Origin of the sequence: Candidatus Kinetoplastibacterium galatii TCC219, from assembly GCF_000340905.1 — a bacterium.
Classification (GTDB): domain Bacteria; phylum Pseudomonadota; class Gammaproteobacteria; order Burkholderiales; family Burkholderiaceae_B; genus Kinetoplastidibacterium; species Kinetoplastidibacterium galati.
In genome coordinates this window covers 224,413-237,144 of sequence record NC_020284.1, presented here as the reverse complement: position 1 = coordinate 237,144, position 12,732 = coordinate 224,413, and the positions used below count along the sequence as shown (strand labels likewise).

The 12,732-nt window shown below is 38.2% G+C and carries 8 protein-coding genes, 3 tRNA genes and 3 rRNA genes; 5 read left to right on the top strand and 9 right to left on the bottom strand.

Features of this window, described 5'->3' with window-relative positions:
- Positions 1 to 172 precede the first annotated feature (172 nt).
- The 4 genes from ST1E_RS01100 to ST1E_RS01085 all read right to left on the bottom strand — a co-directional run bounded on the left by ST1E_RS01100 (position 173) and on the right by ST1E_RS01085 (position 3,360).
- Positions 173 to 619: a regulatory protein RecX gene (locus tag ST1E_RS01100; protein ID WP_015389402.1), complete on the bottom strand. Its 447-nt coding sequence runs from the start codon at positions 617 to 619 to the stop codon at positions 173 to 175.
- 20 nt (positions 620 to 639) lie between these two features.
- The gene (gene recA, locus ST1E_RS01095; RefSeq protein WP_015389401.1) at positions 640 to 1,704 is read right to left on the bottom strand and encodes a recombinase RecA; all 1,065 of its coding nucleotides are present in this window, start codon (positions 1,702 to 1,704) and stop codon (positions 640 to 642) included.
- Between the two features lie 73 nt (positions 1,705 to 1,777).
- Positions 1,778 to 3,049: an aspartate carbamoyltransferase gene (locus tag ST1E_RS01090; RefSeq protein ID WP_015389400.1), complete on the bottom strand. Its 1,272-nt coding sequence runs from the start codon at positions 3,047 to 3,049 to the stop codon at positions 1,778 to 1,780.
- A 234-nt stretch (positions 3,050 to 3,283) separates the two neighbouring features.
- Positions 3,284 to 3,360: transfer RNA gene (locus ST1E_RS01085), tRNA-Met, on the bottom strand.
- 248 nt (positions 3,361 to 3,608) lie between these two features.
- Here ST1E_RS01085 and ST1E_RS01080 point away from each other — a divergent pair.
- The 5 genes from ST1E_RS01080 (at position 3,609) to rlmH (ending at position 7,328) form a co-directional block, all read left to right on the top strand.
- Positions 3,609 to 4,337 (top strand): YebC/PmpR family DNA-binding transcriptional regulator, encoded by a 729-nt coding sequence (locus ST1E_RS01080; protein WP_015389399.1) that lies wholly within the window; start codon positions 3,609 to 3,611, stop codon positions 4,335 to 4,337.
- An 82-nt stretch (positions 4,338 to 4,419) separates the two neighbouring features.
- Positions 4,420 to 5,691 (top strand): phosphoribosylamine--glycine ligase, encoded by a 1,272-nt coding sequence (purD, locus tag ST1E_RS01075; RefSeq protein ID WP_015389398.1) that lies wholly within the window; start codon positions 4,420 to 4,422, stop codon positions 5,689 to 5,691.
- 227 nt (positions 5,692 to 5,918) lie between these two features.
- The gene (gene nadD, locus ST1E_RS01070; RefSeq protein ID WP_148283597.1) at positions 5,919 to 6,542 is read left to right on the top strand and encodes a nicotinate (nicotinamide) nucleotide adenylyltransferase; all 624 of its coding nucleotides are present in this window, start codon (positions 5,919 to 5,921) and stop codon (positions 6,540 to 6,542) included.
- Positions 6,529 to 6,846, top strand: coding sequence for a ribosome silencing factor (gene rsfS, locus ST1E_RS01065; protein WP_015389396.1), 318 nt, complete (start codon positions 6,529 to 6,531; stop codon positions 6,844 to 6,846). The genes nadD and rsfS overlap by 14 nt, the downstream gene beginning before the upstream one ends.
- A gap of 8 nt (positions 6,847 to 6,854) precedes the next feature.
- Positions 6,855 to 7,328 (top strand): 23S rRNA (pseudouridine(1915)-N(3))-methyltransferase RlmH, encoded by a 474-nt coding sequence (rlmH, locus tag ST1E_RS01060; RefSeq protein ID WP_015389395.1) that lies wholly within the window; start codon positions 6,855 to 6,857, stop codon positions 7,326 to 7,328.
- Between the two features lie 117 nt (positions 7,329 to 7,445).
- On the opposite strand, the gene rrf is transcribed toward rlmH, so the two are convergent.
- From rrf to ST1E_RS01035, 5 genes are all read right to left on the bottom strand, one after another.
- Positions 7,446 to 7,559: ribosomal RNA gene (rrf, locus tag ST1E_RS01055) — 5S ribosomal RNA — on the bottom strand.
- Between the two features lie 154 nt (positions 7,560 to 7,713).
- Positions 7,714 to 10,598, bottom strand: a 23S ribosomal RNA gene (locus tag ST1E_RS01050).
- Positions 10,599 to 10,819: 221 nt separating this feature from the next.
- Positions 10,820 to 10,895 (bottom strand) — tRNA-Ala (locus tag ST1E_RS01045).
- Between the two features lie 31 nt (positions 10,896 to 10,926).
- Positions 10,927 to 11,003, bottom strand: a tRNA-Ile gene (locus ST1E_RS01040).
- A gap of 138 nt (positions 11,004 to 11,141) precedes the next feature.
- Positions 11,142 to 12,672: ribosomal RNA gene (locus ST1E_RS01035) — 16S ribosomal RNA — on the bottom strand.
- Together the 16S, 23S and 5S rRNA genes with 2 tRNA genes alongside form the textbook arrangement of a ribosomal RNA operon.
- Positions 12,673 to 12,732: the final 60 nt, after the last annotated feature.

Here is a 12,732-nt window from a genome sequence, read left to right as displayed (position 1 = left end):
GTGCTATATAATTTTTTCAATCTATACCATATCGATAATTAAATCTTACATGCAATTGTTCCAAAATAATAAACACTCACAAACACCATTGGTAAGTATACAGCAAATATATGTTCTTCAGAAGATCAAAATATTAGTAATTATTTAAATCTAAGAACTATGATAGAATCATCTAATTAATACTAGCCATTGATTTTATAACTTTATATACAACATCTTTGGCGAATCCTCTATTGCTTAAAAAACGAGCACATTTAGAATAAGTTTTAATATCTGACGAGATGCCTTTTGGAAATTTTCTTTTCATCAAAGAATAGGCTCGGTCTAATTCACTATCCTTCAAAATAGAGATTTCATCTAGAATTAGATCGATATCAATACCATTATTTTTTAGTAAATTAATTATAAAACTATATCCGTAGTTCATAGAATATTTATCTATAGTATTATCCACAAAACGTTTATCACAAATGAATCCCTTGGTCTTTAGATATTCAATAGCATTATCTATTTCATACTGATTATCACAGTAAATACTTAACTTTTTACGCAAAGATTCTTGTGAATAATCTTTCCTGGATAAATACTTGATAGCTAACGAGATTAAACTATTAACCACAATTTTTCACAAAAAATCTATTACGAAACATATCTGTCATCACTATTATCACAAGAAAGAACCGTACGATTTGTAGCTATACAATTGTCACGAATTCTTTTTTCAATTTCTGAGACAATATCCCTATTGTTTTTCATATACTCACGAACATTATCTTTTCCCTGTCCTATCCTATTGCCAGAGTAGCTATACCATGCCCCAGCCTTATCAATGACTCCTGTTAGGACACCTAAATCAATTATTTCGCCTTCACGTGATATACCATGACCATACATAATATCAAATTCAGCTTGTTTAAAAGGTGGAGCTACTTTATTTTTTACAACTTTTACCCTTGTCTCGCTTCCTATAACTTCATCGCCTTTTTTTATCGAGCCAATACGTCTTATATCTAGACGAACGGATGCGTAGAATTTCAAAGCATTTCCACCCGTAGTAGTCTCAGGGTTTCCAAACATGACTCCTATCTTCATTCTTATTTGATTTATAAAAATCACCATACAATTTGTTTTTTTTATAGTAGCCGTAAGTTTCCTTAGGGCCTGACTCATTAAACGAGCTTGTAATCCAGGCAATGAATCACCCATATCTCCTTCTATTTCAGCCTTTGGCACTAAAGCAGCAACTGAATCAATAACAATTAAATCAACAGACCCTGAACGCACTAATGCATCCGCTATTTCTAATGCTTGTTCACCGGTGTCAGGTTGCGATATTAAAAGATCAGGTAAAATAATACCTAGCTTTGATGCATACTGAACATCTAAAGCATGTTCTGCATCGATAAAGGCACACGTTCCGCCTATTTTTTGCATTTCTGAAATTATTTGAAGTGTTAAAGTGGTCTTACCTGATGATTCTGGGCCATAAATTTCTATTACACGACCTCTAGGCAAACCTCCAACTCCAAGGGCTATATCTAGACCCAATGACCCTGTTGAAACAACTTGTATGTCATTCTGTATATCATTATCACCATAACGCATAACAGAACCCTTGCCAAACTGTTTCTCAATCTGAGACAATGCAGCTGAAAGAGCTTTTTCCTTATCAGATTTTTCAACCTTAATGTTTTTTTCACTCATATTTAATCCTGAAGACGATCATTAACTGCGTAACAAACACTTATAACTAAAAAACCAACTTTGATAAACATCACTATAAACAGTAAAAAGGAGAATCATCAGGTCCAATGTAAGCAGGTAAAGACCATTGCACATCCTTTAGTGAATTATCAATCAAATGATCTACACCTAACAGTATTGCGAATATTGCCATTCTTACTGGAATTCCATTATCAGCCTGACGGAATATTGCTAAACGGATATCATTATTTAAATCAGTACTTAGATCATTAGCACCAGGACGACTATCACGAGGTAAAGGATGCATCACAATAGTATCTTTTTTACATTTAGAATTTATTTTAGAGAGATCTATTTGAAATCTTTTATCAAAGCACTCATCCATTGGATTTTCAAACCGTTCTTTTTGAACACGGGTGGCATAAACAACATCAACTCCATCTAATCCTTCTTCCAAAGAAGATTTTATATCTATATGATTACCATTAACCGAAGCATAATTAACTATGTTGTCAGGCATTTCAAGCCCAGGTGGAGAAAATAATGATATTTTTAATCCTTTGTATAAAGAAAGGAGTTTTAGTAAAGAATGAACAGTCCGACCATATTTCAAATCACCAACCATTACTACACAAGATCCATCAATACTCTTACCCAATCTGGAAAACTCTGTACGTATAGTATATAGATCCAATAAAGCCTGACTAGGATGCTCACCAGGACCATCTCCACCATTAACAACTGGTATATTTGTAGCACTAGAAAACTCAGCAACTGATCCTTGTTCAGGATGACGAACCACCATTATATCAACATAACCACCCATTACCCTACTTGTATCATAAATTGATTCCCCTTTAGCCATAGAGGAAAATGTAAAACCAGTAGTGTCGCATACAGATCCACCCAAACGACAAAAAGCAGCTCCAAAACTAACTCTGGTACGGGTACTAGCCTCAAAAAATAAATTTCCTAAAACAGCACCTTCTAGTATCCTAGAAACCTTTTGGCGACGAGAAATAGGTTTCATAGAATCAGTGACTCTAAAAAAATCTTCCAAAGAATCTCTATTAAATTGATCTACTGACAAAAGATGATTTTTACCATTTATTGCAATACTATCTCTTAAGGAATATTTAATAACATTACCTGTATTACATAGTAAATGTTTAGATATAAATGCTTCTATTGCACCAGGCATACGTAGAAAACCTATTGAATCTTCTTGTAGTAACCATGAATCTAGCGTACACAAATTAACTCCCAACTTAGCTGCAAGAATATTTTTAGTAATATTCAACTTTTTAATAACAGAAAATAGGAATTCTTGTTGAGAAATAATCATTTATCAATAGCTCCGTAATTATTACAAAAGTAACCTTTTAAATAAAGGAATCAAGCGAAATATCTCTAAAACAAAAGAAATTGCTCTTATAAAAACAAGTTTATAACTGAGAATCAAGAAAATTTAACTAACATTAACTATTGGATTCTACCAGTCAAAGATTATCTGATTCAATAAGAAGATTATTAGGGAAAATTAAAGCTTACACAGAAAAGAAGTTTAGACATAACAGAATGGTTGCGGGGGTAGGATTTGAACCTACGACCTTCGGGTTATGAGCCCGACGAGCTTCCAGACTGCTCCACCCCGCGCCAGTTATTTGTTGATTATATATTGATTTTCTAAAATATACAATTGTTTTTTACAAAGCACATTTAAAATATAAACAAAAAATAATAGTCAGAAATTATTAAATATAAATAAGATTTAAAGTTGCACATATACAATACTAATCATCAATATACTTTTGTTCTATAAGTAATTCTACAATACAATAATCTCAAATAGCAAAGTATTAATAATAAATCATTTATAACAAAATTATTCCTTAGAGTACATTATGGCAGGACATAGTAAATGGGCTAATATCCAACATCGCAAAAACCGTCAAGATGAAAAAAAGGGGAAACTCTGGACTAAGATAATTAGAGAAATAACAGTAGCAGCAAGAAATGGCGTTACTGATATTAACTCGAATTTTCAATTGCGAGCGGCCCTTGGTAAGGCATCGGCAGCAAATATACCAAAAGATAATATAAACAAAGCTCTACAAAGAGGATCTAAAGAATCAGACGGATACGAAGAGATAAATTATGAAGGTTATGGAATCGAAGGATCTGCTTTTGTTGTAAAAACATTAACAGATAATAAAATAAAGACAGCTTCAGAAATTAGGCATGCCTTTACAAAAAATAGTGGTAATCTCGGACAAGATGGCTCCGTTTCTTTTCTTTTTCGTAGTTGCGGAAAATTTATATTTTCAACTGCCTCCTCATCTGAAGAAAATATATTCAACATAGCTTTAGAAGTTGGAGCAGAAGACGTTGTTAAACTAGATGAAAATACAATAGAAGTAACGTGCTTACCTGAACAATATATTAAGTTATGCAATGCATTTGATAATGCTAAAATAGCAATTGAGAGTAGCGATATTATTATTGAACCATTAATTACAGTAAAATTAAATCAGGAAAAATATATAAAAATACAAAAACTAATAATGGATCTAGAAAATTTAGATGATGTACAATCTGTATATACTAATGCTGTATTGGCAGATAATAATTAGTTTCGAATGATAAACTCCGTATAAGTCAAGCGCAACTAATAAAATAAAATGTCAAGTCTTATAACATATTTGAGCACAAAAAATGAAAATATTAATAGTTGGGTCTGGAGGTCGTGAGCACGCATTAGCATGGAAAATTGCTCAATCACCTCGAGTAAGTCAAGTATATATTGCCCCAGGAAATGGAGGGACTTTTTATTCTAAAGTAATAAAAAATATACTGATAACTGATATAAATGATCTAGCTAAGTTTGCTATAGATCAAGATATCAATATAACAGTTGTTGGACCAGAAGTACCATTATCTGATGGCATAGTTGACGTTTTTAGATCTAAAAATTTAAAAATTTTCGGTCCTACAAAAAGTGCTGCTAGATTAGAGAGTTCGAAGGATTTTGCTAAAGAATTTATGGTTCGCAATAATATTCCGACAGCAAAATACTCTACCTTTACAGATGTTTCTATGGCTAAATCATATGTACAAAAAGAAAAATTGCCCATAGTTATAAAAGCTGACGGCTTAGCTGCCGGCAAGGGTGTTGTTATAGCTCAAACAATAGAAGAAGCTTATAACACCATAGATGATATGATAGGTGAAAACGAAAACTCTTTAAAAAAAGTCGTCATAGAAGAATATTTAGTAGGGGAAGAAGCATCATTTATAGTAATGTCTGACGGAAAGAATATATTTCCTTTAGCAACAAGTCAAGATCATAAACGCCTAAAAGACGGAGATAATGGCCCCAACACAGGAGGAATGGGAGCATATTCTCCTGCTAATCTGGTAACTCCTGATCTTCATTGCAAAATAATGGAAGAAGTTATTATCCCAACAATAAAAGGCATGTCTAAAGAAGGAAATACTTTTACTGGATTTCTATATGCTGGAATAATGATAGGAACAACTGATGGATCAGATAAATGGGTAAAAACCCTAGAATTTAACTGTAGAATGGGTGATCCAGAAACTCAACCTATAATGATGAGAATGAAGAGTGATTTCATCGATATTTTAGATCATGCTATAAATGGAACCTTAGATAAAGCAGAAATAATATGGGATGATAGATTTGCTTTGGGTGTTGTTTTGGCTGCTTATAACTATCCTGAAAATCCAAGAACAGGAGATGAAATCAAACAATTACCTCTGGAAGCTGAAAATATGATGATCTTCCATGCTGGAACAAAAATTTCTAATGGCCTTCTCAAAACAAATGGCGGTAGAGTAATGTGTGTTACAGCTTTAGGAGATTCTGTGAAAAAAGCTAGAGAAATAGCATACGATACGATAGCTAAAATAAATTTTAATGGGATGCAATACCGGAAAGATATAGGATGGAGAGCTATTAAATGATTTATTGAGGTCAATTCGGGATATTTATAGGAATTAAACAGTTTTGCAATAAAATATTATGATCATTTAAGGCTGTAGTGGCTATCTACAGCCTATTTGATAGATAATCTTTAAATAAAATTTAACATGAAATAGACTCATCAATTTCAAATAAAAATATTATGATGTTTTATAAAAATACATTAATAAATATAGAATATCGCAGTATATTTAAGTAGAGAATGATAATGAAAAAAAGAATAGGAGTATTTGGAGGAAGTTTTGACCCTGTGCATATTGCACATATCAATTTAGCAAAAATAGCTCTTGAGTCTTTAAGTTTAGATGAAGTACATTTAGTGCCGGTATTTAGTCAATGTCAAAAATATAAACCACAGGCAACAACTACAGACAGACTAAATATGTTAAAACTAGCAACGATAAATGATACTCTTTTAAAAATAAACGATATTGAAATAAAAAATAATAAAATTAGTTATACAATTGAAACTATCAAAATTCTTCGAAAAAAATACGACTGTACTATTATATTAGGCTCTGATCAAATAAATAATTTTTGCACTTGGAAAGACTGGGAAGAAATTATTGAAAATGTTAATATAGCTGTTGCACAAAGGTCAAACGTTCCCATTGATTTGTCATATGAACTAGTATCATCTATGTGTAAACTACATAAATGTATTAGTTTACTACCTCTAATTCAAACAGAAATATCCTCCTCCATTATAAGAGAATATATTTTTAAGAAAAATGAAGAATCTATTAACAATATGTTGGATCCATTGGTAAGAGAATATATAAGAATAAATAATTTATACAAAAAAATGAGAAAAATTAATGTGTATCGATAAACTACAGCAAAATATTATTGAAATTCTTGAAGATTTAAAATCACAAGATATAGTTATATTAGATACTAAATCTAATACTATTTTGTTTGATAAGATGATAATAACTACCTCAAGTTCTAATCGTCATGGCAGGGCAATTGCTACTAATCTATATAAAACAAAAAACAAATTAAACAAATCTATAAAAATTGAGGGTGTTGAAAATGGCGATTGGATTATTGTTGATCTGGAAGATATAGTAGTACACATTATGCAAAAAGACTATCGTGATTTATATGATCTAGAATCATTATGGAATAAATAAATTTTATAATGAAAATTATTATTAGTGCTATTGGAACCAACATGCCTAATTGGGTAAAAACAGCATGGCAAGAATATTCTAAAAGAATATCAAATCAATATAAAATAGAACTAAAAGAGATTAAGTCAGAATCAAGAAAAAATGGAAAAAGTAATTCTAAGATAATAGCTATAGAAACGAAAAGACTTATATCATCTATTCCAGAGAATGGATATTTTTCGTTAGTTCTTGATGAAAAAGGTAGGGATATCAATACAAAAGAATTAGCAGATTTCTTTAATAATTGTCATCTATCTGGAAGCAATATAGCATTTATAATAGGCGGTCCTGATGGATTAGATCATTCTATAAGAAAAACATGGGATGATACCATAAAAATATCATCCTTTACTTTACCACACTACATGGTTCGTATTATTCTAATAGAGCAAATATATAGAGCGCTAAGCATTTTGAACAATCATCCTTATCACAGAGAATAGAACTCATGATATTTGGAATGAGATACATAGTCTAGCTATAAGCTTTGCCAGACTATATAATTGATACTGATATTCCTCCACATAAAATATTATGTGAAGGAACTCAATTTTCTAGAAGCCTGACGATAACCTACTTTCGCAGACGAGATGTCTACTATCATCGGCGCAAAGGCATTTAACTGTCCTGTTCGAGATGGGAAGGAGTGGAACCACCTTGCTATGGTCGTCAGGCAAAACCTGAACTTAGTGATTTAATTTCACTACAAATAATCTAAGAAGAAGCATTTTAACAAACAGATGATGATTGTGTATCTTTTGCAAAGCATTATCATAATCATTTTATAAAATAAAATCAATTTCAGCCTATAACAACCTGCAGTGTTATAGGATCAAGCCTCACGGGCAATTAGTATCGGTTAGCTTAATACATTACTGTACTTACACACCCGACCTATCAACGTCCTGGTCTTGAACGACCCTTTAGGGGGATCTAAGTCCCCGGGATACCTAATCTTCAGACGAGTTTCCCGCTTAGATGCTTTCAGCGGTTATCTCTTCCGTACTTAGCTACCCGGCTATGCCATTGGCATGACAACCGGTACACCAGAGGTACGTCCACTCCGGTCCTCTCGTACTAGGAGCAGGCTCTGTCAAGTATCCAACGCCCACGGCAGATAGGGACCAAACTGTCTCACGACGTTTTAAACCCAGCTCACGTACCTCTTTAAATGGCGAACAGCCATACCCTTGGGACCTACTACAGCCCCAGGATGAGATGAGCCGACATCGAGGTGCCAAACACCGCCGTCGATATGAACTCTTGGGCGGTATCAGCCTGTTATCCCCAGAGTACCTTTTATCCGTTGAGCGATGGCCCTTCCATTCAGAACCACCGGATCACTATGTCCTGCTTTCGCATCTGTTCGACGTGTCAGTCTCACAGTTAAGCACGCTTATGCCATTGCACTAACAGCACGATTTCCGACCGTGCCTAGCGTACCTTAGAACTCCTCCGTTACTCTTTAGGAGGAGACCGCCCCAGTCAAACTGCCCACCATGCACTGTTCCAAATCCGGATAACGGATCAAGGTTAGAATCGCAAACAATCCAGGGTGGTATTTCAAGGATGGCTCCACACAACCTAACGGTCATGCTTCAAAGCCTCCCACCTATCCTACACAAGATTATTCACAATTCAATGCAAAGCTACAGTAAAGGTTCATGGGGTCTTTCCGTCTAGCCGCGGGTAGATTGCATCATCACAAACATTTCAACTTCGCTGAGTCTCAGGAGGAGACAGTGTGGCCATCGTTACGCCATTCGTGCAGGTCGGAACTTACCCGACAAGGAATTTCGCTACCTTAGGACCGTTATAGTTACGGCCGCCGTTTACCGGGGCTTCGATCAAGAGCTTGCACCCCATCAATTAACCTTCCGGCACCGGGCAGGCGTCACACCCTATACGTCGACTTTCGTCTTTGCAGAGTGCTATGTTTTTAATAAACAGTCGCAGCCACCGATTATCTGCGACCTCTTCATGCTTTGAACGCAAGTTCATCACAATAATGAGGCATACCTTCTCCCGAAGTTACGGTATTAATTTGCCGAGTTCCTTCTCCTGAGTTCTCTCAAGCGCCTAAGAATATTCATCCCGTCCACCTGTGTCGGTTTGCGGTACGGTCTTGTACAGCTGAAGCTTAGAGGCTTTTCTTGGAACTACTTCCAATCACTTCGCAAAACATGTTTGCTCGTGCCACACCCTTGAATCATGTAACCGGATTTTCCTAATTACCATCTATAATGTAGCAACAGGGATATCCAACACCCTGATGATTTTCTGCAATCCGTCCCCCCATCGCACTGTACAATGGTACTGGAATATTAACCAGTTTCCCATCAGTTACGCATCTCTGCCTCACCTTAGGGGCCGACTCACCCTGCGCCGATGAACGTTGCGCAGGAAACCTTGGACTTACGGCGAGGAGGCTTTTCACCTCCTTTATCGCTACTCATGTCAGCATTCGCACTTCTGATACCTCCAGCATCCTTTACAAGACACCTTCGCAGGCTTACAGAACGCTCTCCTACCGCGTATATTAAAATATACGCCCGCAGCTTCGGTTTATCGCTTAGCCCCGTTACATCTTCCGCGCAGGACGACTCGATCAGTGAGCTATTACGCTTTCTTTAAAGGATGGCTGCTTCTAAGCCAACCTCCTGACTGTCTATGCCTTCCCACTTCGTTTCCCACTTAGCGATAATTCGGGACCTTAGCTGGCGGTCTGGGTTGTTTCCCTTTCGAGTCCGGACGTTAGCACCCGGTGCTCTGTCTCCCACGCTGTACTTGTACGTATTCGGAGTTTGCCATAGTTTGGTAAGTCGCCATGACCCCCTAGCTATAACAGTGCTCTACCCCATACAGTAATACGTGAGGCACTACCTAAATAGTTTTCGGAGAGAACCAGCTATTTCCAGATTTGTTTAGCCTTTCACCCCTATCCACAGCTCATCCCCTAATTTTTCAACATTAGTGGGTTCGGTCCTCCAGCACGTGTTACCGTGCCTTCAACCTGGCCATGGATAGATCATCTGGTTTCGGGTCTACACCCAGCGACTATATCGCCCTATTCGGACTCGCTTTCGCTACGCCTCCCTTATTTAGTTAAGCTTGCCACTGAATGTAAGTCGCTGACCCATTATACAAAAGGTACGCAGTCACGGAACAAGTCCGCTCCTACTGTTTGTATGCATACGGTTTCAGGATCTATTTCACTCCCCTTCCGGGGTTCTTTTCGCCTTTCCCTCACGGTACTGGTTCACTATCGGTCGATCACGAGTATTTAGCCTTGGAGGATGGTCCCCCCATATTCAGACAGGATTTCACGTGTCCCGCCCTACTTTTCTTACGCTTAGTTCCACATCAAAGATTTCGTCTACAGGGCTATCACCTACTATGGCAGAGATTTCCATCTCTTTCGACTATCAATAATGCTAAAACGTAAAGGCTGATCCAATTTCGCTCGCCACTACTTTCGGAATCTCGGTTGATTTCTTTTCCTCGAGTTACTGAGATGTTTCAGTTCACCCGGTTCGCTTCTACTGACCTATGTATTCAGTCAGTGATACTCCTTTAAAGGAGTGGGTTTCCCCATTCGGATATCTGCGGATTACAGCTTGTTTTCCAGCTCCCCGCAGCTTTTCGCAGGATACTACGTCCTTCTTCGCCTGTGATCGCCAAGGCATCCACCATATGCACTTAGTAACTTGATCCTATAACACTAAAGGCTATATAGATAATTGACTTTATTTAAATGTTTATGAATATTCCAATTAAACTTGGAACTTTTTTGCAATCACAACCCTATGTCTATTAATTAAAATAGAACATCTTTCGTTGTGCTTCTTCTAGATTTTTAAAGAACAAATAGCTTATTTAATAAAGCTTAAATCTTATACTTAAATGCCTATGTATAAGATTTAAACTCTGTGTGTGGTGGAGGTGAACGGGATCGAACCGATGACCTCCTGCTTGCAAAGCAGGCGCTCTCCCAACTGAGCTACACCCCCAAAGTATCGAAAGGTTTTGCCCAAACATTTATGGTGGGTCTAGTTGGACTTGAACCAACGACCCCCGCCTTATCAAGACGGTGCTCTAACCAGCTGAGCTACAGACCCATACCTATTACTGATCACACTATATACAATGCAATATAAAATCAATAGATAATCTGTCATAACCAGCGCTTACTAACAATCACAGCTATTTTAACAACCGATAATTGTGGATACTTAATACTTAGTTTTAATGCTCTTAAAGGAGGTGATCCAGCCGCACCTTCCGATACGGCTACCTTGTTACGACTTCACCCCAGTCATGAATCCTACCGTGGTAATCGCCCTCCTTTCGGTTAGGCTAACTACTTCTGGTAAAACCCACTCCCATGGTGTGACGGGCGGTGTGTACAAGACCCGAGAACGTATTCACCGCAGCATGCTGATCCGCGATTACTAGCGATTCCGACTTCACGTAGTCGAGTTGCAGACTACGATCCGGACTACGATCGGGTTTCTGGGATTAGCTCCCCCTCGCGGGTTGGCGACCCTCTGTCCCGACCATTGTATGACGTGTGAAGCCCTACCCATAAGGGCCATGAGGACTTGACATCATCCCCACCTTCCTCCGGTTTGTCACCGGCAGTTTCATTAGAGTGCCCTTTCGTAGCAACTAATGACAAGGGTTGCGCTCGTTGCGGGACTTAACCCAACATCTCACGACACGAGCTGACGACAGCCATGCAGCACCTGTGTTCTAGTTCTTTTTCAAGCACTCCTAAATCTCTTCAGGATTCTAGACATGTCAAGGGTAGGTAAGGTTTTTCGCGTTGCATCGAATTAATCCACATCATCCACCGCTTGTGCGGGTCCCCGTCAATTCCTTTGAGTTTTAATCTTGCGACCGTACTCCCCAGGCGGTCAACTTCACGCGTTAGCTGCGCCACTAAGACCCGAAGGTCCCAACAGCTAGTTGACATCGTTTAGGGCGTGGACTACCAGGGTATCTAATCCTGTTTGCTCCCCACGCTTTCGTGCATGAGCGTCAGTGTTATCCCAGGAGGCTGCCTTCGCCATCGGTGTTCCTCCGCATATCTACGCATTTCACTGCTACATGCGGAATTCCACCTCCCTCTGATACACTCTAGTTCGGTAGTTAAAAATGCAGTTCCAAGGTTAAGCCCTGGGATTTCACATCCTTCTTTCCGAACCGCCTGCGCACTCTTTACGCCCAGTAATTCCGATTAACGCTTGCACCCTACGTATTACCGCGGCTGCTGGCACGTAGTTAGCCGGTGCTTATTCTGCAGGTACCGTCATTCATGTTGGGTATTATCCAACACTGTTTCTTCCCTGCCAAAAGTGCTTTACAACCCTAAGGCCTTCATCGCACACGCGGAATGGCTGGATCAGGGTTTCCCCCATTGTCCAAAATTCCCCACTGCTGCCTCCCGTAGGAGTCTGGGCCGTGTCTCAGTCCCAGTGTGGCTGGTCGTCCTCTCAGACCAGCTACGGATCGTTGCCTTGGTGGGCCATTACCTCACCAACTAGCTAATCCGATATCGGCCGATCCAATAGCGTGAGGTCCGAAGATCCCCCACTTTCCCTCTTAAGGAATATGCGGTATTAGCTACGCTTTCGCGTAGTTATCCCCCACTATTGGGCACGTTCCGATATATTACTCACCCGTCCGCCACTCGCCACCAGACCGAAATCTGTGCTGCCGTTCGACTTGCATGTGTAAAGCATTCCGCTAGCGTTCAATCTGAGCCAGGATCAAACTCTTCAGTTTAATCTCTGTATTTTTTATACGTAATTTAAGTCTGATTTAGACTTAGAATACGTCGCTACC

Coding starts and splice junctions, on each gene's coding strand:
- recA (WP_015389401.1), bottom strand. CDS start 1,704: ATGAGTGAAAAAAACATTAAGGTTGAAAAATCTGATAAGGAAAAAGCT.
- ST1E_RS01090 (WP_015389400.1), bottom strand. CDS start 3,049: ATGATTATTTCTCAACAAGAATTCCTATTTTCTGTTATTAAAAAGTTG.
- ST1E_RS01080 (WP_015389399.1), top strand. CDS start 3,609: ATGGCAGGACATAGTAAATGGGCTAATATCCAACATCGCAAAAACCGT.
- purD (WP_015389398.1), top strand. CDS start 4,420: ATGAAAATATTAATAGTTGGGTCTGGAGGTCGTGAGCACGCATTAGCA.
- nadD (WP_148283597.1), top strand. CDS start 5,919: ATGAAAAAAAGAATAGGAGTATTTGGAGGAAGTTTTGACCCTGTGCAT.
- rsfS (WP_015389396.1), top strand. CDS start 6,529: ATGTGTATCGATAAACTACAGCAAAATATTATTGAAATTCTTGAAGAT.
- rlmH (WP_015389395.1), top strand. CDS start 6,855: ATGAAAATTATTATTAGTGCTATTGGAACCAACATGCCTAATTGGGTA.